This is a genomic window from Kothea flammea (assembly GCF_052161645.1).
Lineage (GTDB): Bacteria > Planctomycetota > Planctomycetia > Pirellulales > Pirellulaceae > Laterigemmans.
This window is the reverse complement of sequence record NZ_CP197414.1, coordinates 4,300,107-4,324,385: the sequence shown is the minus strand read 5'-3', so window position 1 is coordinate 4,324,385 and position 24,279 is coordinate 4,300,107. Positions and strand designations below refer to the sequence as shown.

At 53.8% G+C, this 24,279-nt stretch carries 18 protein-coding genes; 12 read left to right on the top strand and 6 right to left on the bottom strand.

Annotated elements, in window-relative coordinates; translation table 11 throughout:
- Positions 1 to 66: 66 nt before the first annotated feature.
- The 11 genes from pdxA (at position 67) to SH139x_RS16300 (ending at position 15,754) form a co-directional block, all read left to right on the top strand.
- Positions 67 to 1,158, top strand: coding sequence for a 4-hydroxythreonine-4-phosphate dehydrogenase PdxA (pdxA, locus tag SH139x_RS16350; protein ID WP_488350843.1), 1,092 nt, complete (start codon positions 67 to 69; stop codon positions 1,156 to 1,158).
- Complete coding sequence (locus SH139x_RS16345; RefSeq protein WP_488350842.1) at positions 1,155 to 2,357, top strand: four-carbon acid sugar kinase family protein; 1,203 nt, start codon at positions 1,155 to 1,157, stop codon at positions 2,355 to 2,357. Before pdxA ends, SH139x_RS16345 begins: the two co-directional genes overlap by 4 nt.
- Positions 2,354 to 5,329, top strand: coding sequence for a DUF1592 domain-containing protein (locus SH139x_RS16340; protein ID WP_488350841.1), 2,976 nt, complete (start codon positions 2,354 to 2,356; stop codon positions 5,327 to 5,329). Before SH139x_RS16345 ends, SH139x_RS16340 begins: the two co-directional genes overlap by 4 nt.
- The gene (locus SH139x_RS16335; protein WP_488350840.1) at positions 5,326 to 6,633 is read left to right on the top strand and encodes a DUF1552 domain-containing protein; all 1,308 of its coding nucleotides are present in this window, start codon (positions 5,326 to 5,328) and stop codon (positions 6,631 to 6,633) included. Before SH139x_RS16340 ends, SH139x_RS16335 begins: the two co-directional genes overlap by 4 nt.
- Positions 6,626 to 9,214 (top strand): PSD1 and planctomycete cytochrome C domain-containing protein, encoded by a 2,589-nt coding sequence (locus SH139x_RS16330; protein WP_488350839.1) that lies wholly within the window; start codon positions 6,626 to 6,628, stop codon positions 9,212 to 9,214. The genes SH139x_RS16335 and SH139x_RS16330 overlap by 8 nt, the downstream gene beginning before the upstream one ends.
- Before the next feature lie 72 nt (positions 9,215 to 9,286).
- Positions 9,287 to 10,672, top strand: a complete 1,386-nt coding sequence (locus SH139x_RS16325) for a DUF1501 domain-containing protein (RefSeq protein ID WP_488350838.1) — start codon at positions 9,287 to 9,289, stop codon at positions 10,670 to 10,672.
- 67 nt (positions 10,673 to 10,739) lie between these two features.
- A complete protein-coding gene (locus tag SH139x_RS16320; protein WP_488350837.1) occupies positions 10,740 to 11,750 on the top strand; it encodes a hypothetical protein in 1,011 nt (336 codons plus the stop codon).
- 157 nt (positions 11,751 to 11,907) lie between these two features.
- Positions 11,908 to 13,332, top strand: coding sequence for an arylsulfatase (locus tag SH139x_RS16315; RefSeq protein ID WP_488350836.1), 1,425 nt, complete (start codon positions 11,908 to 11,910; stop codon positions 13,330 to 13,332).
- Between the two features lie 381 nt (positions 13,333 to 13,713).
- Complete coding sequence (locus tag SH139x_RS16310) at positions 13,714 to 14,112, top strand: hypothetical protein (RefSeq protein WP_488350835.1); 399 nt, start codon at positions 13,714 to 13,716, stop codon at positions 14,110 to 14,112.
- Positions 14,113 to 14,330: 218 nt separating this feature from the next.
- On the top strand, positions 14,331 to 14,600 hold the full coding sequence (locus tag SH139x_RS16305; RefSeq protein WP_488350834.1) for a PAS domain-containing protein: 270 nt from the start codon (positions 14,331 to 14,333) through the stop codon (positions 14,598 to 14,600).
- A 335-nt stretch (positions 14,601 to 14,935) separates the two neighbouring features.
- Positions 14,936 to 15,754, top strand: a complete 819-nt coding sequence (locus SH139x_RS16300; protein WP_488356033.1) for an AAA-type ATPase lid domain-containing protein — start codon at positions 14,936 to 14,938, stop codon at positions 15,752 to 15,754.
- Between the two features lie 272 nt (positions 15,755 to 16,026).
- Here the strand turns inward: SH139x_RS16300 and SH139x_RS16295 are convergent, their stop codons facing one another.
- From SH139x_RS16295 to SH139x_RS16270, 6 genes are all read right to left on the bottom strand, one after another.
- A complete protein-coding gene (locus tag SH139x_RS16295) occupies positions 16,027 to 17,154 on the bottom strand; it encodes a phytoene/squalene synthase family protein (protein ID WP_488350833.1) in 1,128 nt (375 codons plus the stop codon).
- The gene (locus SH139x_RS16290; RefSeq protein ID WP_488356032.1) at positions 17,151 to 18,674 is read right to left on the bottom strand and encodes a phytoene desaturase; all 1,524 of its coding nucleotides are present in this window, start codon (positions 18,672 to 18,674) and stop codon (positions 17,151 to 17,153) included. Before SH139x_RS16290 ends, SH139x_RS16295 begins: the two co-directional genes overlap by 4 nt.
- Positions 18,675 to 18,739: 65 nt before the next feature.
- Positions 18,740 to 19,717: a polyprenyl synthetase family protein gene (locus SH139x_RS16285; protein ID WP_488350832.1), complete on the bottom strand. Its 978-nt coding sequence runs from the start codon at positions 19,715 to 19,717 to the stop codon at positions 18,740 to 18,742.
- Positions 19,714 to 20,949: a lycopene beta-cyclase CrtY gene (gene crtY / locus SH139x_RS16280; protein ID WP_488350831.1), complete on the bottom strand. Its 1,236-nt coding sequence runs from the start codon at positions 20,947 to 20,949 to the stop codon at positions 19,714 to 19,716. The genes SH139x_RS16285 and crtY overlap by 4 nt, the downstream gene beginning before the upstream one ends.
- Positions 20,946 to 21,941: a Brp/Blh family beta-carotene 15,15'-dioxygenase gene (locus SH139x_RS16275; RefSeq protein WP_488350830.1), complete on the bottom strand. Its 996-nt coding sequence runs from the start codon at positions 21,939 to 21,941 to the stop codon at positions 20,946 to 20,948. Before SH139x_RS16275 ends, crtY begins: the two co-directional genes overlap by 4 nt.
- 109 nt (positions 21,942 to 22,050) lie before the next feature.
- Positions 22,051 to 22,911, bottom strand: coding sequence for a bacteriorhodopsin-like (locus SH139x_RS16270; protein WP_488350829.1), 861 nt, complete (start codon positions 22,909 to 22,911; stop codon positions 22,051 to 22,053).
- Positions 22,912 to 23,315: 404 nt separating this feature from the next.
- Between SH139x_RS16270 and SH139x_RS16265 the strand changes: the two genes are divergently transcribed.
- Positions 23,316 to 24,185, top strand: coding sequence for a cobalamin B12-binding domain-containing protein (locus tag SH139x_RS16265; protein ID WP_488350828.1), 870 nt, complete (start codon positions 23,316 to 23,318; stop codon positions 24,183 to 24,185).
- Positions 24,186 to 24,279: the final 94 nt, after the last annotated feature.

Genomic DNA, 24,279 nt, shown 5'->3' with positions numbered 1-24,279 from the left:
GATCGTCAGGCAATTGACGAAACCAGCGTGGAAGAGCTTAACAAACTGCATGCATAATTGACAGTCATGTATGGACCTGATAAACTGCATGCAGATTCATGGTTCTGCGTGCGACGAACGGGAGCGAGACGATTGGAAAAATCGGGAGTTATCGCGATTACGATGGGGGATCCCTCTGGGGTGGGCCCCGAGGTTTGTCTGAAAGCTCTGCGGGGCTGGAGTCAACCTCCGTATGCTATCGTGCTGTGCGGTGATGCCAATGTTTTCCTCCGCGTCAGCCAGGCTGCCAACTTGCCGCTGCCACCTCACGCCACGAGCTTGCCTGCCGCGATCGCGTTAGCTCGCGCGGGCGGTTCGGCGATCTGGCATCTCGATTCGCTGAATTCAGCTTGGCAGCCGGCGGTCGTTTCCGCCGACACCGGTAAAGCATCTTACCGGTACATCACTGCGGCGATCGAAGCGGCGCGAAATGGGCATGTTGATGCCATCGTCACCGGTCCGATCCACAAGGAGGCGTTGCGACTGTCGGGCGTTGAGTACGCTGGTCATACGGAGATTTTCGAAGCACTTACGTCATCAAAGCGAGCTTGCATGATGCTCACCTCCGAGCAGTTGACATGTTCGTTTGTGACAACGCATGTCGGGCTTTGTGAAGTCCCCGGGTTGTTATCAATTAAGCGGATACTCGACGTGATTGAGTTGACCGATCAAGCCGTTTTTAAGATGCGGGGGCGACCTTCGCGGCTGGCCGTTTGTGGGCTAAATCCTCACGCGGGTGAGCACGGTTTATTTGGTAATCAAGAGGAGGAACACTTTCTCGTTCCGGCAATCGCCGTGGCACGTGCGAGTGGGATTAGCGTGGAGGGCCCACTAGCGGCTGACACTGCCTTCTTGCCAGCGCGGCGGCAGCGTACCGATGCGTTTATCTGTATGTACCACGACCAGGGCCACATCCCATTGAAAGCGCTGAGTTTTGAGTCTGCGGTGAATACTACGCTCGGTTTACCGATAGTCCGCACCAGCGTCGATCATGGTACCGCCTTGGATATCGCTTGGAAGCAATTCGAGGCGGACGAAACGAGCATGCTGGAGGCACTGCGATTGGCGGTGCAATTAGCAGGTGAAAAGGAACCATCCTTAACGGGGAACCAGCAATGAGTATTGTGGTGATCGCCGATGATTTGACTGGCGCCGCTGAGATCGCGGGAGCCGCCTTGCGATTTGGGATGTCGGCCGAAGTTCAGGTCGGACGAGTTTATGGAGCACACGCGGACGTTATCGTGGTCGATGCTGACAGCCGATCGTTGAGTGCCCAGGACGCAGCTGTAACGCTCGGCGAGCTGACTCGTCAAGCTCTCGCGTTCCGTCCCAGCCTGCTATTCAAAAAAGTTGATTCGATCCTGCGGGGCCACGTACTTGATGAGATCATGGCGATGCAATCAGTGGCCCAGCTTGATCGCTGTCTGCTGGTTAATGCCAATCCGCGGAAAGGAAGAACCGTGGTTGACGGTCGAATTTTGATCGCTGGCGAGCCGTTGCACCGCACGGTCTTTGCGCTTGACCCCGAGCATCCATGTAACAGCAATCGGGTCATCGACTTACTAACCGATCAAAAGCATTCTTCACTAGCCAACACAGCGGCGAATTTTCCAGGCAAAGTCCGGGTCATTAACCCTGGAGAGTCCACCGTGGCAGCGGTATCTCTCGGCAATGCCAACTGTTCAGCTGACTTAGAGGCTTACGCTCAGCATTGGCGATTAGAAAATAGCACCACGTTGGCGGCGGGTGGTGCGGAGTTCTTTGAGGCGGTGCTCAACGTGATCCGTTCCGAACGAGCGCAGCCTGTCGACAGCTTTGTTTTTGGGGTAAGCGTTGGACTTTCCTCTTTCGCATCGGGGGATTCGCTGTTGATCAGCGGCTCATTACTTGGCGACTGCGGTGGCTGGCCGTTGGTAAGTTTTGCGGCATCACAGCACACCGACGACTGCGCGGCTAGCGTATGTGAGACGTTGGCAACGCATGGACGTGCCGCAATTCTCGCCAGTGATCTCGTGCACGGTGCTCCGCTTGATCGACTCCGGCGGATCTCCGATATCGCCAGCCGCGTGCTCGCCTCATGCCGTCCCAGCCAGGTTTGGATTGAGGGTGGACGTACCGCTTCGTTGCTAATCCGCGACCTTGGTTACGAACGTTTACTGGCGACTGGCAACGTGGGGGATGGCGTAGTCGCTTTGAAAGCTCTTGATGAATCTTCGCCGTTGTACTTGGTTAAACCGGGGAGCTATCCCTGGACCGTCTGTCCTGAACCCGCGACATCGACCACCACGCCGAATCGTATTCAGGAGGTTGCGTCATGATCTTCGAGGTCAAATACTCGGCGAGGTTCGTTTTCATTACCCGTCAACTTGTTTTGCTTGTCTTGTTTTGTCCCAGCGTCGCTGCCGCACAAATCGATTTCCGGACAGTTGCCGGCATTCTTGAAGAACAATGTCTTGATTGCCATAATTCTGACAAGCGTGAAGGGACTGTTGATCTGAGTCGTTTTCGCATGCCGGCGGACATTGACCAAGATAGGGAGCTTTGGAAGACAATCTTTGATGTCGTCGACGCCGGGCAGATGCCGCTGCCTCAGTCTGGTTATGAGCTCAGCGATTCACAACGCACAGACCTATTAGAATTTACCCGCTCCGTTTTGAGGCGGCCCGACCGAGGTTTGCAAGCTGTCGATCCTGGCAAACCAATACTCCGCAGGCTAACGCGGCTGGAATACAACAACACGGTCAGAGACTTATTTGAAATTGATTATGACGTGTTTATGTTTCCAGAACGCTTGCCCTTTGCCACGAAGCGTTATTTTACGCAGATGCTTCCCGCCTTGCAGAAGTCGCAGATACCCATCGAGAAATCGAAGTCTGGCAACGTCGCCCGTAGTTTTGAGAGTGCAAGCAGTACAGCCCATCAGGAAAGAGGGCAAGCGTTTGCTAGTGACGCATTGTCATTGGGGCTTGTTATCCAAACTTCCATGCGCGAGTACGGGCAAAAGTATGATGTGCTGCTACCTCAATTGGGACTTCCAGGCGATAGTCGCGCGGAGCATGGTTTTGCGAATCGTGGCGACACTCTAAATTTCTCGCCGCTGTTGTTTGAAAAGTATTTGGAATTGGCCTCAGCAATTGCCTTTAGTGAACGACTCTGGCGTGATAGTCGAGTGATGCAGTCGTTGCTGGGGATGGTTCCGCCATTGGCAAAGTCTGCCGCACGTGATTCCCAGGCAACCCCAATGAGCGGTGATTACGCGGTGGCGGAGCGGATCGGCGGCGAGGCTGCCAGAAACGATCGAAGCTATCATGGTTTCGCTGCTAAGCTAAAGGCGGCCTACCTGCAGGGGTATGGTGGCACCTGCGAGATATCTTCAGCCCTCAATAATCAAAAGGTTGCTGGCAAGGGAGGATTGTTGAAGCTGGGTTTACAGGGAAACATTTTGACTATCAACCCGAATGTCGACTTATGGCTTGCCACCTTCGCAACGGCTGATGAAACATCTGGTGAGCATCTACTGACGAATCATGTCAAGGGTGAGAAAACTTTCGAGCTGACGTTTGCCGGGCAGGATGCTTTCAGGCCGGAGATCCAAGAGCTGGGCGTTTGCGTGCTAGCGCGACGCAAGCAGAGCGGGCGCGTTCGGTTGACCGTGGGGTTGTCAAACGGAAGCAAATTGAGTCGAGAGGCTGCGATTAGCGAAGCAACGGGTAACACATTTTTCTCTTGGGCTGTTCCTGCCGGCGCGTCGATTGTGAAACTCACCGTCGATGGCTCTGGCTATTCAGGTGACTATATCCTATTGGATGATCTGGGGTTCATTTTTGGGCCACAAAGTACGATGGCCTCGGGAGACATTGTTGATCGTCATGATGTCGATAGGCCAGAAATCGGAACTAGTGATGCGGACGTCTCTAGGTTCACGTTGCGAGTACGTGTGGAACGCTTTCTACAACGTGCCTATCGGCGGCCAGCGACCGCGGCAGAGTTGGATGACGCGATGAACATTCTCGCTCAGCGAACCAATGCGAATGACTCCGAGTTGCTGGCCCTGCGCCGCTTGGTTCAGCGAGTTTTAGCATCTCCCGAATTTCTCTTCCTTGCCGAACCGGTGACGCCTGCGGAACCAGCAGTCTCCAGCGTAGTTGCCGATGTGGCTGGTAAGGTGCGGCCACTCACCCCGTTTGAGTTGGCCAGCCGATTGAGCTACTTTCTCTGGTCATCGATGCCTGATGACGAGTTACTGGCTGCCGCTGAATTGGGAATGCTGAAAGAGCCAGAAGAGCTTCGTCGGCAAGTGCGTCGCATGCTGGCTGTTCGCAGTCGCTCCAGAGAGCTTTCTGAATCGTTCGCGGCCCAGTGGTTGCGGCTCGATCAGCTTTACAGTGCTCGTCCTGATCAAAGAATTCACAAAAGATTCTATTCAGGGCCACAAGATAAAGCGACATTGCATGGTCCGATGATGACCGAGCCGCTGTTGCTTTTCGAGACGGTGTTGCTGGAAAACAGATCACTCTTGGAACTTTTTGATTCCAAGTATTCCTGGCTCAACAGCCAGCTTGCCGATCTTTACGGCTTGCAGGAGAGTTTCAAGGATGCACTTCAGCACGCGGTGCGTGAATCACTCATTACGCAGACTGAGGCTGAGAAATTGTCGCATAAGTACTGGCTGCGGACTCATCTCTCTGATCGCAATCGCGGGGGCTTGATGACGATGGCGGGACCGCTGTTGTTAACTTCCCTGCCGTATCGTACCAGCCCGATTAAACGGGGTGCTTGGTTGTTGGAAACTGTTTTCAATCGTCCACCCAGCGAGCCCAAAGTTGCTTTTGTTTTAGACGAAGGGAAAATAGAGGACGGTAACACTGCTTCTGATTCTACTCTAAGCGTGCGGCAGCGATTTGAGCGGCACCGGAGTGATCCAAACTGCTACGCGTGTCATAGTCGTATCGATCCACCTGGTTTTTCGCTCGAGGTGTTTGACGCAATTGGTGCCATACGAACACACGACGGGACACAATCTGTCGACGCGACGGGGGAGTGGAATGGTATGGAGTTCGATGGTCCCGCGGAGTTTAAGGCTGCGGTAATGGCCAGGGAGCGGGAACTGGCAAGGGGCTTTACGGAGCATCTTCTCAGCTATGCACTGGGCCGAAAACTGCGTCATTATGACATGCAAACGGTCGACAATATTGTTTTGGATGCGGAAGAGAGTGGCTACCGCATCGGAAAGGTTATCGAGTCGATCGTCTTATCGTACCCCTTTCGAAATATTAGGAACGTCAGATGAGATTTGTATCCTCAAGCGATCGGCGCGATCAACAATCATCTTCCGGCAACTTGCCACGTCGGCATTTCCTGCGGTCCCTCAGTGGTGGATTGTTTGCACTACCTTGGCTGAACTCCCTTGGCCGGGCAGCTGAGGACAGTGGCTTCCCCAAGCGGTTTGCCTTCATTTATTCTCCCAACGGCTACAACCAGGACACTTTTCTGCCTGCCGCGGAGGGGCCAACCGGGGAACTTCCTCCCGCTCTCACGCCGCTAGAGCCGGTGCGGTCGCAGGTTTCGCTGATCTCTGGACTTGATCGGCAGTTTGTGCCTGGCACCGGAGTTCATGCGCAGTGTGGCTCCTGCTGGCTTACCAGCTCAGCTCCACAGGAAACGCTCGATGGTGCGTTTCCGACAAATATCACGTTGGATCAAATGCTCTCGCGACAGATCGGATTCAATACGGCGCTGCCATCACTGGAATTAAGTTGTAATGATTTTACTAACAGCAAGGAAACCAAATATTTTGAATCGATCTCTTGGTACGGTCCTGGACACGCCGCTCAAACCGAAAAAAACCCGCGCGCCGTCTTCCAAAGACTATTTGGCTCACCAAACTCCGATGTGATGAATAAGAGTGTGCTCGACAGCGTGCAGAGTTCGGCAAAGAAATTGTCATTGAAACTGTCGGCGGCAGATCGAGCGAAGCTGGACGAGTATTTGCAGAGCGTGCGGCAAACGGAAAGGCGGATACAATTGGCCGAGGAAGCGACCGCACGCATTGGTTCCGCACCCTTCCCCCAACCGATTGGCATACCAGAACGCAGGGACGAATATCTGCGATTAATGGGCGATCTGTTGGTTCACGCTTTTCGCTTGGACCTGACTCGCGTGATCACGTTGTTGATCGACCCGGAGCGATGGGACAGTCCGAGACGGTTTGATGGCGTATTTGATGCGGCTCAGAATCATCATGTACTGACGCACACCAAGGGGCTTGAGGCAAAAGAGAAGATCACGCAAATTGATCGCTTTCACGTCGCTTTTTACGCTCATGTCGTGGCCGAGTTAGCCAAGTATCCGGAAGGTGCAGGAACGTTGTTGGATAATTGCTGCATCGCCATGGGCAGCGGAATCAGCGATGGCGACAAACACAACTATGGCGACTTGCAGGTTTTGCTAGCCGGCGGAGTCACAAAACCATTTGGCTTTAAACGGGTGACCGGTTTAAGGCCATTGGCCGACCTTTGGCTGACGCTGGCTCGCCGCGGCGGTTTGAAGTTGGATCGGTTTGCTGACAGCACGGGAGTGATTTCTGATGTTTAGTTTGAAACGTCTCCTCCTTCCGCAACTACCAACCGCCGGCCGTTACGGCGAATTCCGCTTGAGTGGATTAGCACCCTTTCGCTGGTCAATCTTCATGGCGTTGCTCGCGGTCAGAGTTGTCTCCGCCGAAGATAGCCCCCGCCCCGGCGATACAGCGCGGGAGGACGCCGCAAGCTACTTTCAAGAGTATGTCGAGCCGCTGTTACAAGAGCACTGTTTTGATTGCCACAGCCATGACGCGGGTGAGGCGAGTGGCGGCCTGGTGCTCGATTCAAAAGCGGGCTGGTCAGTTGGTGGTGACTCAGGGCCTGCAATTGTCCCGGGAAATCTGCCTCAGAGCCTGCTGTGGCGAGTCGTCAATCATTTCGATGCAGGTTTGGAGATGCCGCCGGATGGGAAACTGAGCGATGACCAATTGCTGATCCTAAAAGCATGGATTGAAACGGGAGCTGTTGATCCTCGTGTTGATGGGCAAGCGGCTGCTAAATCTGAAATCGATATTGAAGCCGGCAAGCAGTGGTGGTCATTCCGGCCGCTACGCTCGCAAGAGCCACCGGATTCCCCTGGGGCTTCGGCTACCAGGATTGATCGTTTTATCGATGCTAAGCTGGACTCCGCTGGGCTGCCCCCCGCTCCGGCAGCATCCAGGACAAGTTTGCTGCGGCGACTCAGTTATGACTTGACCGGCTTGCCACCTGACCTGCAATGGGTGGCAAAACGTGAGCCGCTCAGCGATGCGGAATACATATTATATGTGGACAAGCTACTTGCGGACGAAGGCTTTGGAGAAAAATGGGGTAGACACTGGTTAGACGTAGCACGGTATGCGGATAGCAATGGGTCCAGTTTTAACGTCCCCTTCCACAATGCTTGGCGTTATCGCAATTGGGTAATCGAGGCCACGAATCGAAACCTACCAATTGATGTATTTATCCAAAAGCAGCTCGCTGGCGATCTGCTGCCAGCCAGTTCCATTGCAGAGCGGGATGAAAATCTAATTGCCACGGGCTATTTATTGTTGGGATCAAAAGTTCTCGGGACTTTTGACAAGCAACAGTTGACGCTCGACGTGATTGACGAGCAAGTTGACACTATTGGTAAGTCTTTGTTGGGTATGACGCTGGGGTGTGCCCGCTGTCATGACCATAAGTTTGACCCCTTGCCACAGGCCGACTATTACGCTTTAGCGGGCATTCTGCATAGCACTTCCACATTGGTCGATCGCATTGGTGGACCCAAAGACGATGAGTCAGACTGGGAGCGTCGTGGTTTGGGGCCGGGAGGTGATGATCAACTTAGCAAGTTTCTCGAATCAAACCGCTACGCGTGGGTCCGAGCCGTTGGCAAGCGGTTTACAGCAAGAAAAGAACTTGATGAGTTGGATCAGAAACTATCCACTGTATCGTACGCGGCAGATCCGGTATCGATACCTGGGAGATCGAGCAACTCAGAAGCACTTCTTGAACTGCAGCGTCTCCACGAGGATGCTGCGAAACAGCTGCGGAAGGCAGAGGAAAAACTACAAGACTTGTTGGTTGAAATGCCTCCGCACGCGATGGCTGTGCGCGATACGGAGGTCATCTCAGATCTTGAAATTCGCATCCGTGGTGTGGCCTCAAGCAAGGGTAAACTGGTGCCGCGAGGTTTCTTGCGTGTCGCGTCGTACCCCGATCAACCAGAGGTTCCTGAGGCACAGAGCGGTAGATTGCAGCTGGCACAATGGATAACTTCACCGCATAATCCTCTCACGGCACGGGTATTCGTCAATCGCGTCTGGAAACACCTGTTTCAGGTTGGGATTGCACGCAGCGTTGACAATTTCGGCACCACTGGGGAACTGCCGACGCATCCGCAGTTGCTGGACGACTTGGCTTTTCGATTCATTGACAACGGCTGGGATCTGAAACGCTTGGTTCGAGAGATCGTCTTGTCACAGGCTTACCGGCGTGCTGTCGGTATTTCAGCCTCAGGTGATCTTGGGAATCGCTTGCTTGCTCACCAGCATCGACGGCGTTTGGAGGCGGAGGAGATTCGTGACACGTTGCTGCAACTCAGCGGCCGCCTGATCAGGGGGCCAAACGAACATGTGTTGCGAACGTTGCCGATTGGTGACGCCAGTAATTTAGGCGAATACCTGAAGTTGCAAGACAATCGACGAACCGTTTATCAGCCAGTGATTCGCACTCTCGAACCCAACGTGCTACAGCTATTTGACGCTGCCAGCAACACAATGGTAACGGGAGATCGGCCACGCACGATTGTAGCACCTCAATCGCTCTATTTTCTGAACAGTTCCTTCGTACAGGAATCGGCAGAAGCGATTGGTTCAAAGCTGTTGGAGCGATTCGTTCCTGATGGGAGGCCTTCGCTCGCTCGGGAGGAGTACCTCCGAGTTCTGGATTCCTTGCTCGACGATCTTATGCTGATGATAGTTGCCAGGCTGCCCACGCCAGACGAACGTCGGGTATTGAGCCAATACATTGAAGATCAAGCTGACGGCCTGGAGGGCTTGACAAGACATGACATGCTGAAGGTGTGTCAAGCGATTATCGGTAGCACGCAGTTTCAATTTCTTGATTGAGTGGCCGAAAAGCTTGCTGCGAACCATTCAACTTTATACCTAAGGAGGGTGACGAAACGTCGCCGAATCACCATGAACTTAAAAACCATTTCCCGGCGTAACGCGTTACGGTCGGCGGCTTGTGGTTTCGGTGGCTTGGCACTTGCGGGCATGTCCTCGCGTTCGGCGCTGGCCGGTCAAGCACATTTTCCCGCCAGCGCCGAAAGGGTGATCTTTCTGTTCATGCACGGCGGCGTGAGCCAGATGGATTCATTTGACCGCAAGCCAGTTTTGAATGAGCAGCATGGCAAACCACTCCCTTTTGATCTTCCCGGTTTAATTCGTCCAGATCGGCTCGGTAAGGTCTTCGGAGTCAAGTGGGACTGGGCTCAGCATGGCGAGTGCGGTCAGTGGGTTTCTGAGCTCTTCCCCAACACTGCGAAGGTTGTCGACAAACTTTGCTTTATCAAGAGTCTCCACACTGAAGGTGAAGCGCACGGTCAGGCTGTGCTGAGATTGCACACGGGTGAAGCTGCCTTTGAGCGTCCAAGTGTTGGCGCGTGGGTCAGTTACGGCTTGGGGAACGCGAATGAGGATCTGCCAGCGTTCGTGGCCCTGGACTCACCGACAATGCACGGAGGCGTTCGTCTATACGGTAGCTCGTTTCTGCCGGCTAAACACCAAGCAATGCAGATCCAGCTAGCAAAGTCACCCGCCAAATTGGCTCAGATCGTCAATTTAAATAGCGATCTCTTGAGTAATGTGCGGCAGAAGGAGCAGGTTGACATCATCAAGGCCCTCAGCAGGTTGCACGTCGAACAGGCTGGACATGATCCCAATCTGGAGGGTGTAATCGAATCATATGAGATGGCTTATCGGATGCAGGCCGTCGCTCCAGACATTTTCGATATTGAACGGGAAACTCAGGAGACAAAAGATTTGTATGGCGTTGATCAAGAGCCAACCAATGGTTTTGCACGTCAATGTCTCTTGGCGCGTCGATTGGCGGAAGCTGGGGTGAGGTTCATCCAAGTATCCACCGATTACCACTGGGATCATCACGGTAACATTGAACGGGATCTTCCCAAGAGTGCGGCCGAAACCGATAAGCCAGCTGCGGCGTTAATTGAGGATTTGGATCGACGTGGATTACTTGATAGCACCTTGGTTGTGTGGGCGGGTGAGTTTGGGCGAACCCCGGTTGCACAAATTGATCGCGGCGCACCTGGACGTGACCACAATCCCCACGGATACACCATTTGGATGGCTGGTGGCGGCGTAAAGGCTGGGTATGCACATGGTACGACTGATGATTTCGGTTACCTCGCGGTCGATGGCAAAGTGCATATGCATGATTTACACGCCACTATTTTGCGGCTGCTGGGGATTGACCATGAACGGCTCACTTACCGCTACGCGGGTCGCGATTTTCGTTTGACCGACGTTTATGGTCGGGTCGTCAGCGATATCCTTGCTTGATATGAGTAGGCTCATGATTAATTTCACAACGATACACCTAGCCAGATTTGGAGCGTTTGGTGCTTCAATGATGCTTACTTGCGTAATGTGGTTTGCGTCGCAATTTTTTTTGGCCAACGCATTTGCGCAAGGCAGTTTTGACAATGATCGTGAGCCAGTTAAAGACAATCTGTGTGAAACGGTAGTCCTTCACGCACAGGATAACCAAGTCTTCCGTCTACTATTTGCCGGAAGTAGCTCTACGTATTGGAATGATTTGCCAAATGAAGTTGCCAAGAGTATTTCTGGCGTCCCCGCAGGTTATGTCCGGGGGCGAGAGGCAGTAGCCGAGTTGGTCGGACGCAGTGGCAGCGACATAAGGGTTTATCTTGATCCGGACTGCGACTACCAGTACGGGGTTAAGCCGGGCCAAAGCTTCCTTGATAAAATACGAGACGAGCCGTTTGATCTTGTCGTGCTGATGACGGTTTGCCGTTTCATCATGGGCGATGGTGAGGGCAATTCGGATGGAGAGGCGCATCGTGAGGCAATCGCGAAGTACTGCAAAGCGATTCGCGCATCGGGATCGGAACCGGTGTTTTATGAAATGGGCTGGGGAACATCAAAACGCGAGGCTCAAGGGCGAGATCGACTTATGAATCTGGCTCGCGAGCAGAAGATTCGACTTTATGTACCATGTTCGACAGCCTGGGCGAGGGTGCGTGCGGAGCGGCCTGAGATCAAACTACAACATCCCAACGATTCGACGCATCCCGGTGATTTGGGGCATTTCCTCAATCTGGCCTGTTTTTACTCCGTCATGGTACAGCAGTCTCCAGAGGGCAAACTAATGCGGAATTTTCACGTCTGGCCACACCTCAATCAAACAGAGCGGGAGCAACAACAACAGCAACTGGATGCGGCATTCAAAAAGTTCCTCCCGGATGCCTATCAGTCAAGACTGCCTGAATGGATGCGTCGCAACGCCGGTGCGGGTTTCCGAGGCAAACTTGGTGATGCAACCGCTCGCTATTTAGAGCGGGTTGCCTGGGAAACTTCGCTTGCCACAGATCGTGACCTGGGCTTGGGGGTCGACTAAGCTGGCGGCGGTGGCTGAGCGTATCCCAAAAACTGGCGGAATTCTTCGGGCCAGCCTTCGTTTGCGAAATCATGTTCCGTGGTTCAGAATGTGTGCTTGCGTGTTTGTCCCCGTGACTGTGCGCGAACTTTGTTGATTCATGCCGGGGAGGGCAGTAATGAGAGCGTTTTCAGGATTTCTTGCCTGCGTGTTCGTGGTGCTGCCTTCCTCCATTGCAGTGGCTGAAGAGCGGCCGAACATTATTTTCGTGATGACCGATGACCTGGGCTATGGAGATTTGGGGTGTTACGGACAGAAAGTTGTTAAAACTCCTCATCTGGATCGAATGGCTGAGGAGGGTTTGCGATTCACCGATCATTACGCAGGACACACCGTTTGTCGTCCCTCCCGGCTGAGTCTCTGGGTTGGCCAGCATGTTGGGCACACAGGCTTGCAGGGAAACAAGCCGCGGAACCTTACCGGTTCCGAGTTAACAGTCGCCAAGCGATTAAAAGCGGCTGGGTACGCGACGGGTGGTGTTGGCAAATGGGCATTGGGGAACGTTGACACTCCGGCTGAAATCAACAACTCCGGCCACCCCAATAGAAACGGATTTGATTTTTGGTTTGGATACCTTAACCAAAGTAACGCTCATAACTACTATCCCCCGTTCTTGTGGCGCAACTCCACGCAGGTTCCGCTTTCAGGCAACGTGCTGATGGACGATCCTGCTGCTCGCGGCAGGGTTTCCCGGGAGAAGGTGACGTACTCACATGATGTCATCACTCAAGCCGCCTTTGAGTTCATTCGTGAGAATCATGCTCAACCGTTTCTGTTGCATATTCACTGGACGATTCCGCACGCCAATAATGAAGCGGGGCGTGTCTTAAAGAATGGTATGGAGGTGCCAAACTACGGAATTTACGCGCAGCAAGCATGGCCCGATCCCGAAAAGGGGTTTGCGGCGATGGTGTCTTATCTGGACCGCGATATGGGGCGTCTGTTGGCGCTGCTCAAGGAATTGAACATCGATCAGAAGACTCTCTTGTTATTCACATCTGATAATGGACCACACAGCGAAGGCAATCACGATCATGAGTTCTTTAACTCAAATGGTTCATTGCGTGGATACAAGCGATCGATGTACGAAGGTGGTATTCGCGTACCACTGATCGCCCGCTGGCCAGGCAAAATCATGCCGGGAGCGGAGACGGCACATCCCTCCGCTCATTGGGACTTTTTGCCCACCGCATGCGAGATCGCTGGTGCGGAGCGTTCTCCTGAGGCCACCGTTCTGGATGGGATTAGCTATCTGCCGACGCTGCTGGGGAAGGCCGCGGAGCAACCGGAGCACGAGTATTTGTATTGGGCAAGCGATGAGGGCGAGACATCAGTCGGCGTGCGTCACCGGCACTGGAAATTAGTAAAAACCCGACATAAGCGGCGATCGGCTACTCCAACCGCGTCAAACGAGGCGGTAAATCCCGATGATTGGCAGCTTTTCAACCTGCGTGATGACATTGGTGAAGAGCATGATCTTGCCAAACAACATCCCCAGCTCGTTGCCGAGATCCTCTCGATGTTGCGCCGGGATCAGCTTTGATCGTAAGCTCATACCATCAGCCAGATTGAAATAATCTTGGTTTTTTTTTGGGCATCCTACGTGGGGACCGGTTTCGCAACAACGCTATGTGCTTAGCACGACGTCAACAGCAGTAGATAGTGTCAACGCGGGGCGTCGCCGTTCGTTGACATTCAATATTGCTTAGATGCAGAATGCCGTTGATGAAAACTAAATCTAGCAAATAAATTTGGTGCTCCTAAGTCCAAAAAGGCACGGGAAAATACGGCATCTTTTCTTCTACAGGCGGTGGATCCAACTGCCCTGCTGTCGAAATTGGATTGCGCTGGCACTCGTGATGCATTAGGGGTTTCTTCAGCCGCAGGAACGGCGATTACCCCTTTTACCAACGAGGAGTTCAAAATGTCTAAATTTATTCGAACGCTTGCGGTCATTGTGATCGTGGGAAGCGTTGCTGGGACGGCGACAATTGCGGAAGTTCAGAAAATTCGTAGCACCGCGGAGCGGAGACAGCATCCAGGACGTGGATTCTGGGAGAACAACCGAACACAGACGGTGCAAAGGCACATGGTGCAAAGACCGATGGTTCAGCATCGACATTATGTAACGCCAACCCCGTCGGCGCGAAGCTGGTCGCTGCCGAGCTGGAATGTGCCCAACTGGTCGACACCGCAGTGGTTCTTCGGTGGCCAATCGCGTTACCAATCGGCTCCGCACTACCAACCAGCGCAGCCCGCACAGAGCTGGAGATGGCAACACAGTGGTCGGGCCGAGGTGCATCATCCTGGACCTCGTTATTAGCGTGGTCGGTAATTCGCCTTCGAGAGCGAATTTCACCTGTCGTTGACAGTGTAACCCTGGGGTGACAGGCTCGCCCTGGGGATCGTCGCATTGGCATGACGTTTGGCCAAATGGTTGCTAAAATACAAAGCGGAAGCGTACGGTACGCCGAGTGCCATGAAGAGCGTTTCCGCTTGTTTCTCTAGTTTGGCTCCTCTCCTTTGGCTCTTCTTAGAATTGTGCCCTTCTCACATTTGCGCGACGAAAAAAGCAACGGTGTCTACTTTCGGACGGTTGCCAACTATACGTACGACTGGGAATCATGGCACGATCCTCAGGGAGAAATCGTCTGGATTAATGATTCGGTCCGACGTATGACCGGCTGCTGCGTGACTGAATGCTTGGCGATGCCGGAGTACCCACTGCCAATTGTGGAGCCGGAGGATCGTCCGCAGATGCGGAAAATACTGAGTGATGTGATCGTTAAAAAAAGTCCCATGACGAGTTAAAATTTCGCATTCACACGGTGACCGGTGAATCGCGTTGGATGGCAGTTTCCTGGCAGCCAATGTAAGACGATGCGGGACAGCATCAAGGATTTCGCACGAGTGTTCGGGACATCACCAATCCGTTGGTTGGTATTCGTAACGCCTTCACTTTGATTAAAAGCAGTTTTACTCACTCACATGAGCACTTCGAATTGCTCGATCTGGTCGATTCAGGGATTGAACGCAACAGTTCGATCCTTCATCAGATGTATCAGCTTTACAAGCACAATCCGATGCCAGCCCGGGAACTCGTAATTGAAAAAGTGTTGAACGAGGTAATTTGTTAACTTGAACCGATTGGCCGTCGTCACCAAGTTCGTTTACTGTTTAAGCCACCGAACTCGACAACGGTTGTTGTCCTCCCGGAAGGCGAGCTGAAGCAGATTTTGTTCAACTTGATCCGCAACGCGATTCAGGCGTCATGTGGCGGTCAAACGGTTACCATTAAGGTCGATTCGACTGTCACGGATCACGCCCAGATTTTAATCATCGACCAGGTAAGGGGCATCGCTGAGGATATGCTGCCGCATATCTTCGAACCCTTCTTTAGCACCAAGGCAATGTTTCCAGGAGTCATCGGTGCCAGCCCGCCTATGTTGGAGGTTTTAGAGATCATTGATCGAATCTCGGCGACTGATACCAACATTCTTATTACTGGCGAGCGCGGCACCGGTAAGGAAGTTATAGCCAAGGCGATTCATAGCCACAGTCAACGCAGGGCGGGAGCTTTCCAAATCAGCGATTGCACGACGATTCCCGAGTTGCTTTTAATCGAAGTCACTTCAGGCCGTTTTCGACAAGACTTATTTTACCGCTTGGGAGTGATTCATATAGAGTTGCCACCACTCCGCAATCGTGGGGACGATGTGCTGTTGTTGGCGGAGGATTTTCTAAAGAGCGGAGCCGCGAACAAAGCAACTTCCAAGCGATTCTCTGCAGCGACGCTCGATTGTTTGCGGAATTATCACTGGCCGGGGAACATTCGTGAATTACGAAATCCAATCGAGCGTACCGTTGCCTTCTGTGATGGCAATCTGATTCAGCCTAGCGACCTGCCGGAAACGGTTCGTCATTGTCTGGAAACGCCCCGCGGTCCTGCCGGAGGTGTTGATTAGCCTGGGGTCATGGATGCGATCGATGGAAATTAACAGCTTCCTCTTCGTCCGCAACGCAACATCATCTGTCGCGGGAGGAAGCACTTAAAAATGCCGAGTACCAATATTTGTTGGGACTGTTGCGGATGCACAAGGGAAATGTGTCAGAAGCTTCTCGACAAGCCCGTCTGCCTCGACAAGGACTCCATAAGTTAGTTTGGGTCACATCGGTTGCGAGCGGCAGATTTTCGAGCGTGATAAGGACAGAGATGGCTTGTTCGCTAACGCTAGTCTCATTCCGACGAGGCTTGTTCGACTCGCACGGAAAGTTGGTTGGTGACGAAGGCAAAGACGACTGATGCTACCGCATAGACGATCGGCAGCATTCCGTATGAGCCATCTTTCGGATTCATATAGACCATGATAAATAACGCGGCAGCCATGATCGAGGTTAAAGATAGCCCCAAGTAGACTACTTGTTTCGCTTGACTAATCGTGCTCGGTGTAGGGTTGGGGTCGTTCATTGTAATCGCCTTCAGTGCTTGAGGAATTGAGAAAAAGCGAACTGCTATGATGTCGGCAATCAATATGTCCAGTGTCAGCCCCGCCAGGCGAAATTTGCTGACAATTGTGCGGCCTGCCATGACGCTAAAGTTGTTTCTCTTAATTTGCCTGCCGATCTCGCGGTAATAGACAAGTGCTAGATGGATGGCACGTCGACAATCCCGTGGGAGATACTTTAGCCCGTCAATAGCGATGCGGTATTCGGACTCAGCGGAATGCAAAACTTGCTTCACAGCGGTGGCAATTTCGGTTTGCTCACAGGTTAAGGGGCGCTGGATCCCAGGCAAATACGACCTTCCCAACTCCGCGTCTTCCCGTACGTCACGGGCAATGTTGGTCATCTGCATCGCAGTACCTAGAGCTACCGCGTGCGCATCCGCTCGTGGGTCGGAGGCGCCCAGCAACCGCACCATCATCAGCCCCACCGTGCCCGCCGCGTGATAGCAATAGCGTCGCAGGTCGCTTGCTGTGCCGACTTGGAAGCCGTTCAAGTCTAACTCCATCCCGGCAATCAATTCCAACGCATGTTCTGGGTTGACGCCACGTTGAAGAATTAGCGGTTTTAACCACTCGGACGCGGGGTGCAATGTGGCTTCACCCGTTGCGATGCGAGAGATATCTTCCTTTAACATGGAGAGTGCCTTCGACGCCTCCGACTTGGATGCCGCTTCGTCTACCGCGTTGTCGACTTCTCGGCACCACGCATAGAGCGCCTTCACGTCGTCGCGGACATGGGGCGGTAGAAAACGAGTCGCCAGCGAAAACGAGCGGCTATGTTCTTCGATCGTCAATGCAGCGTCGTTCGCTCTTGCTCGATCTTCAGCCGAGAGCCGGTGGTTGATGATTTGTGCGTTCATGAGACCACCGCAAAGTCTTGGGCGATCACGCCGACCGTCGCTTTGGCCGTGTTAATCACTCCCGGAACACCTGCACCTGGGTGTGTCCCACTACCAACGATGTATAATCCCGGAATCCGACTGCATTTGTTGTGGGGCCTAAAGTAAGCACTTTGGGTAAGCTTGGGTGCTACTGAAAATGCGGAACCGTGGTAGGCATTCAGTTGCTGCTGGAAATCGAGTGGTGTAAAGTGCCGGCGAGTGACCACATCGGACCGCAAGCCGGGCAAGTGACATTCCAGCGATTCCAGAATTGCATCGCCGTAGCGCTGGGCCTTCTCTTCCCAATTCACGTTCGCGCGTCCCATGTGGGGAACTGGGCTGAGTACGTAGAACGCTTCGCCGCCAGGTGGTGCTAACGATGGGTCGGAGATTGTCGGTGCGTGCAGATACAAGCTGAAGTCATCGGGCACGTGACTTCCATGGAAGATATCTTGCAGGAGCCCACGATATCGCTGACCAAAGAGAATCGTATGGTGAGCCAAATCCGGATAGCGTCTCCGGGTGCCGAAGTACATCACAAACAATGACATCGACCAATCCATTTTTTCCAGCTTGCGCTGCATGGTTGCCGCGCCCGGTTGTTGGTCGTAGAGTTTGGCGTAGGTGTGGTGGATGTCTGCGTTTGAGACCACCAGTTCAAATACATATTGCCCACCATTCCCATCGGTAACGTGATGGCGTGTTCCGGCTTTGCCATTGCTGTGAGTAACGCGAATGGAATCGACGGGAGTGTCGAGCCGTAGCTCGCCGCCGAGTCGTTGGAAAAGTGCCACTAGGGCTTGCACGAGTGCCCCTGTGCCGCCGCGTGGAAAGAAGACGCCCCACTGCCGCTCGATCCAATGGATCAGTGTGTAGATGGAACTCGTTTCCATTGGATTTCCACCGACTAGCAGCGGATGGAAGCTGAAAGCTTGTCGCAGTCTCTCATCTTTAACAAAGCGAGATACCGCCGAATAAACGCTGCGATCGGCACGCAGCTTCATCAAGTCAGGCGCACATCGCACCATGTCACGAAAGTTAAGGAAGGGAGTGGCGCCGAGTTCGACATAACCCTTCTCAAACACTCTGCGGGTGTATGCAGCGAAACGGTGGTAGCCTTCCACGTCCTGGGGCGATAACTTGGTGATCTGTTCGACTAGCCGCTGTTCGTTTCCGGTGTAATCGAATTGGCTGCCGTCAGGCCATTGCAGTCGGTACATCGGATCAACGGGGATTAGGTCGACGTAGTCTTGCATCGACTCGCCGGCTACGGCAAACAGCTCTGCTAGGCAATGGGGCGCCGTGATCACTGTTGGGCCGGCGTCGAAAGTAAAGCCCGCATCTTGGTAGACGTACGCCCGTCCGCCTGGTAAGTCGCGGGCTTCATAGCAAACTGTCTCGAATCCCATTGCTTGCAATCGGATTGCCGCCGCGAGACCACCAAACCCGCTACCGATCACTGCGGCGCGCCCTCGTTTGGAGCGTACGTCACCCTGCATCGCAATTTTGTTTGAGTCGCCCCGGAGCTGATCTGCTGCGGGCGTGGGTGTTGAAGCACGCATCATTAAATCACTCCGCTCGGGATGGTTGTGGTGGTGCCGGCTTGCTCGATTGACCGCAACCGCGAACGCACCTTAGTCAATAGAGTCTCGTCGACAACGTACTCTCCCAGCAAACGCGTTTGCCCGGAGATTAACGCTTGGATCAAACGATTTCCATGCTGGAAGGTTCGCTCAAATAGTACTTGGGCAACTTGGCAGAGGGCTGTTTGTTGAGGGCTCTGGCTTAAGACATCTGTCAACTTGTGGCAAGCGGATTCGCCAGCCAATTGGGCATACCAAACCCAAGGCCATGTCACTCGCCCATGTCGCAAGTCGTCGCTTCGACCGACTTGGACGTTTTTTCTAGAATCGCTCCACGCCGTCTTGAGCTCATCCAAGTCGTTTCGCATTTGCAAGGCTATGCCGATTTGGATTCCGAATGCGGAAATCGCACTGGTTAATTTGGGCGTAGCCGAGGCGGATAAGCATCCTAACTTCATCGCGAGTTCAACAAGTACGCCGGTCTTACGCGTGCTGATTTCCAATGCCACGTCGGCCCAGTCCGCCACGGAGATTTGGTCAACCCGGGCTGCCAGATCGAGTGCTTGACCTTCGTGACAACACCGCGACGCGGTAATCATCGCCGAAACAAGTGCTCCACGTTGCGCCGCGGGGATGTCCGCTTGAGCCAAACACTCCAGCGCTCGGAAGTACATCCAGTTGCCAGCGTTGATTGCCAGCGGAATGCCTAACACGCGATGCATTGTTGGCTGGCCGCGTCGCCACAGCGAATCATCTTGGACATCGTCGATTACCAGCGATCCAGCGTGCAACCATTCGATCGATTCGGACACCGCTGTTGGCAACTCACCCGTGCCGCCCGCCATGTCATAGCTCAGTTGCAACAGCGAACTACGAATCCGCTTGCCTTGTCGATTGACAAAGTTCTCCACCGGAGCCCTCAGCGCCTGGTCGATCGTTTCCTGGATTAGCTTATTCATGCGGACACCTCCTCCAAACTCGGGGGCGACGTTTCGGCGATTGAGTTGGGTCGCCGCGAACTAGACAGTGAGCTAATGAAATTCAGCGGCCGCAGACCGCGGGGGGGAATGCCCACGACGATCCGAAAAGCATCGAACCAGCCGAAGCGATGGCCGTAGAATCGAGCGATTCGCGGTTCGCTGAGCACGCGATAGAAGCGGCGGAAGATTTGATAGCGGGTTTGCGGCTTGACTAAATCAAACAACAAACGATTCAGCAGCCGAGCAAATTTTGCTTGGCCGGCGTGCTGTGCAGCGAGCTTTCGCAGGACTGGCGCGAGTTTCTCCGCGGGAGTGGTCCCCACCACATCGGCAAATACCAAAGCCAACGGAAATGAATATCCAGTCGCGGCATGAAACCAACCTCCGCGATAACCCCCGCAAAGGTCCGGCAGGGTGTTACCGGGCGCATTGCCTGAGGTTGGCATCGGGAGTACGCCGTGTTCCTCGCGGCAAATCGTCCAGTCCGAACTGCCCATCTCACGAAGGTAGCGGCGTACGTTTTCCAAACATTCGTCACGATTAAGCTGTGGCGAGTTGGAGAAGCGAGTATCTTCCACTAACACCCGTCGAGGCTCAAAGGGGAGGGTGTACATAAATCGAAAGCCGTCGGCCTGATCCATGGCGTCGTCCATCACAATCGGGTGGTTGCAAGGCCAATCCGCCTCCAACTCAATCTCAAACCCCCAAAACTTCTGATAGCCGCCCGCAAACTGTTCGCTGGAAAGTTGTTGAGGACCGCGGCTGTCGATGACAACGTGCCCGTAAATCAGCCGTCCGTCCGCGAGGGTCACTAGTTCGGAGGTTACTTCTTTGGCGATAGCTTTAGTATAGATGCGATTGAAAGTTGTCTCTTCCGATATCGCAGCGGTGACGACGTTGGCAAAGCGTTCTGAGGAGGTCGTACCATAACCCAACTTGATCTGCCGACGCATGCCTCCCACGCGGACTTCATAAGATGGCCATTTCGACTCGGTCAGCTCAGCCATCCAGGCTCGACAGGATGCGGGAACATCTGAATCGTGGAAAGACCAAGTGTGATTTCCGCCGAGCACTTCGTTCCGCTCGATGATCGCGACCGTCGCCTGCGGTTGGTGATGCCGAATGCTCAGCGCCAGCAGGCCGTTTTGCAGCCCTCCTCCAACTAATACATAGTCAAAATGATCAACAACCGATTTCTCCTGCATCCTCATGGTGTGGCCCCGACAGATTGTGAAGAGGGTTGGATCAGATTGGCGAGCTCATGCAAAAATAAATGTGGAACGGCGATTGCCGAGAGCCCCACAAAGGTCATCCGCAACAAAATTGATTCTCGCGCAAGTAGTTGGTCGGTTTCGAACTGGGTCGAGCACCACAGCCCGCCAGCGACAATTCCCAAAATTGCCAGGAATGATAGCGGCGCAACTTGCCAGGCGAATTTGCCGACAGATACTTGCTCTTCGCGTCGCAGTCGAGCAAGTCCACGAACGGAATGCCAACCGCAAAAGTAAACCGTGAACGAGAGTAGGATTGGAGCCCATGCGGCGACAACAGCTGTGGCTATCATTGCGTAGCAGAGCGATCTGCTGGAACCCGCAAACAATTTTCTAATACAGTCGATGGTGGCGATTGGAAGTGCAACGAAGGCGATTGTTTGAGTGCTCTGCACCATCACGGGTGCGATATCACTGGTGTGACTGGCCAGGATTAGCTGGAGTAGAGATTCCATCTCTCCCCCGCGAAAGATGGCCGGTACCCAAATCACCAGACCACCAGTGGCAAGGGCGAAAATGTGTCGTGAGATGTTCGTTAAGGTAGGATGGAAACAAGCACCTTGCTTAGGTTTTTCGTCAACGTTTGCGGATTGAGTTGTTGCTTCCTCCCCAAATTGGTCCTCGCGTCCGAAATGCCAAGCTGACAGAATGAAAAACGTCAGTAAGGTGATTGCTGGACTTATAAACCAACCGGTGGTAACAATGAGTGCGACTAACAGGTATCCGGCGAAGAATATCAGCCACCAGCTGCGGGGAAAGTGTCCCCCGAGCACCCGACGCCCCGTTTTGTGATCGAGACCGCCGTGAGGGACACCGATCACAGCGACGGCTAGACCAGCAATGATTGCACACGCCAACAACGAATCTGCTGAGCCGGCGAAACTGCCAACCGTGATCAGCATGCAGATTGTGATGTAAATGGATGCGTGCATAATAAATTGCGTGGCCGACAAAGTTATGTGTAAGCGCGGTTAAAATGCCAAATTGGGCGGAGCGTCAACCGCTTGACGCTCCGCCAGATTAGATCCAGTCGGCTGTCAATCAGGCGATTGCTGGTGATACCGGGGAAACTCCCACAGCGCTGTTCTCCACTTCAGTGCTCTTAGCTCGAGCGATGAAGTAGATCAGCATGCCGAAGCCCGCCTTGGCCGTCATGTCGGCAATCGCGTACCCGACCTGCAGGCCCACGATGCCGCTGGCATCAACGCTGCCGCCAGCCTTCGCTTCGAGCGCAGTGACCGTGCCACCGAGTGCGTAGGCGATCGGGTAGACAGCCCAAGTGATCAAGAGCACCAAGCGGGCGATTTCGATCAGCTTGCGTGCTGCGGCCGGTTGAGTGTCGAGCGAGTTGGTCAACTCAGTCCAGAGCACAAACAAGATGTAGAAGAATGGGATCGAGGACAGCCCGCCCCAAATGACACGCATTGTCCAACCTTCTGGATTCGAGATCACCTCGCCGGGATAGCCAAGGGCAATCATCAAAGCGGCGGCGATCACCAACCGGGTCAGCAAGCTTCTCGCTTTACCGGCCTCCAGCCTGAGCACAGCGACAAGCTCTACCATCAGTAGCGGCACCGTCAGAATCCAGTCGGCGTAACGATAAAAATCATTGAACGCCGCGCCACTGCCAATGTAGCCGACTCCACCTTCGGCCAGCGTGTAGGCATCTTGCCACGAATGGCGAATCATAAAGTAGTGATAACAGGCGATCGAAACGACCAACCCGCTGACCATCAACGCCGGGCGATATGCGGCGTCGACCGAACTTCGCGACAAGAATAAGAAAATTGCCGCGGCCCCCATCGTGGCGACCGTCATCGAGAAGATGTTGTCCACCACCGTGTATTGCAGCACCGACAAGTCGGGCATGCCAGCACCAAGTATCGAAATCGAATCTAGCACCGTACGAGTCTCCGAAACAGCGTGGGAAGGAAGGGATGGGCCAAAGCGGTGGAGGCACGCGGAACCCCATCTGTGTCCCACGGGTAACCCTACTACCACCACTTAAAAACCACCAAAACTCTCATTGCTCACACCGTAGAGCTGCGACAAGGGGGTTGTTGGGAATATTTGATAGTTTTGGCAATAATTAGGCTCGGATTTACTGTCATTGAAAGTTTTTAAGTGTTTTCATGCTCGAATCATCGCTTTTAGTATACGCACGATCATCTGCCTGTTTGTTTGCCGGCTCGCTTTGGTATTGGCCGATATTGTTAGGCATATGCCGAACTGAACTTGACCTGATGCTCACGGAAGGTATTGTTTCCTCGTCCGAAAACTCTCAAAACTATCAGCACGTTTTTCGCATGCAGCGCACTCTGTCCACCTCGCAATTCGCCAAAGCAATTGGGGTCAGCGATTCCTCTGTCCGCCGGATGGCCGATTCCGGTGAGCTGCAGATACATCGCACTCAGGGGGGCCACCGTCGTATACCGCTCACCGAGGCGGTGCGATACGTGCGTGAGACGCGGAGCCAAGTGGTGCGACCGGAGTTGTTGGGAATTGACTCGGCTCCCGCTCAGACCCCGCCCGCCTCTGCCGCCGAGGAGATGCTGTTTGTCTTGGAGCAGGGAAAAGCCAAAGCGGTAACCAGTTTGCTGCAATCGCTCTATGCGTCGGGGATGACGATTACCGGGCTATGTGACGGCCCGATCGCATACGCCATGCGGACGATTGGCGACCGCTGGCAGCACGATAAGAAGGCGATCTTCATCGAGCATCGCGCTACGATCTTGGTGGCGCGAGGTTTGCATCAACTGCGGATGTCGATCCCGGAACCAGAGGAAGATGCGCCAAAGGCGATTGGTTCCGCCATGACGGGCGATTTCTACCTGTTACCGACTTTGATCGCGTCACTGGTGTTGCACGATTGTGGTTTTCAAGAGACAAACCTTGGTCCGAATACACCACTGGACGTGTTGGCTGACGCGGTGGTTGACGAGCGGCCTCAGCTGATCTGGTTGAGTGTGAACGAATCGGTGCGCAGCCGCACGCAGCAGCTCGAGGTCCTGAAATTAGCCGAAATTGCCGCCTCGTATGGAACGGCTTTTGTCATCGGCGGGCGGCACGCCATGGAACTGACAACCAACGGTGATCAGGAGTTGGATGCCGAGCCCGGTTGGATACGGTGCCGCACGATGGCCGATCTAGAACGAGTTGCGTTGAGATTCGTCTAAATCAACGCCCAAATTGGGGCGTTAGCCGATCGTTGAGGCATCACTCGACTATTAGGTCGAACCTCACTAATCGTTAGAATCGGTCTAATGAAAA

Bases quoted from the DNA above. Each gene is read 5' to 3' on its own strand.
- SH139x_RS16290 (WP_488356032.1), bottom strand. From the start codon at position 18,674: ATGCAGGGTGACGTACGCTCCAAACGAGGGCGCGCCGCAGTGATCGGT.
- SH139x_RS16285 (WP_488350832.1), bottom strand. From the start codon at position 19,717: ATGAATAAGCTAATCCAGGAAACGATCGACCAGGCGCTGAGGGCTCCG.
- SH139x_RS16335 (WP_488350840.1), top strand. From the start codon at position 5,326: ATGAGATTTGTATCCTCAAGCGATCGGCGCGATCAACAATCATCTTCC.
- SH139x_RS16330 (WP_488350839.1), top strand. From the start codon at position 6,626: ATGTTTAGTTTGAAACGTCTCCTCCTTCCGCAACTACCAACCGCCGGC.
- SH139x_RS16310 (WP_488350835.1), top strand. From the start codon at position 13,714: ATGTCTAAATTTATTCGAACGCTTGCGGTCATTGTGATCGTGGGAAGC.
- SH139x_RS16340 (WP_488350841.1), top strand. From the start codon at position 2,354: ATGATCTTCGAGGTCAAATACTCGGCGAGGTTCGTTTTCATTACCCGT.
- SH139x_RS16295 (WP_488350833.1), bottom strand. From the start codon at position 17,154: ATGAACGCACAAATCATCAACCACCGGCTCTCGGCTGAAGATCGAGCA.
- SH139x_RS16320 (WP_488350837.1), top strand. From the start codon at position 10,740: ATGATGCTTACTTGCGTAATGTGGTTTGCGTCGCAATTTTTTTTGGCC.
- crtY (WP_488350831.1), bottom strand. From the start codon at position 20,949: ATGAGGATGCAGGAGAAATCGGTTGTTGATCATTTTGACTATGTATTA.
- SH139x_RS16325 (WP_488350838.1), top strand. From the start codon at position 9,287: ATGAACTTAAAAACCATTTCCCGGCGTAACGCGTTACGGTCGGCGGCT.
- SH139x_RS16275 (WP_488350830.1), bottom strand. From the start codon at position 21,941: ATGCACGCATCCATTTACATCACAATCTGCATGCTGATCACGGTTGGC.
- SH139x_RS16315 (WP_488350836.1), top strand. From the start codon at position 11,908: ATGAGAGCGTTTTCAGGATTTCTTGCCTGCGTGTTCGTGGTGCTGCCT.
- pdxA (WP_488350843.1), top strand. From the start codon at position 67: ATGTATGGACCTGATAAACTGCATGCAGATTCATGGTTCTGCGTGCGA.
- SH139x_RS16265 (WP_488350828.1), top strand. From the start codon at position 23,316: ATGCAGCGCACTCTGTCCACCTCGCAATTCGCCAAAGCAATTGGGGTC.
- SH139x_RS16345 (WP_488350842.1), top strand. From the start codon at position 1,155: ATGAGTATTGTGGTGATCGCCGATGATTTGACTGGCGCCGCTGAGATC.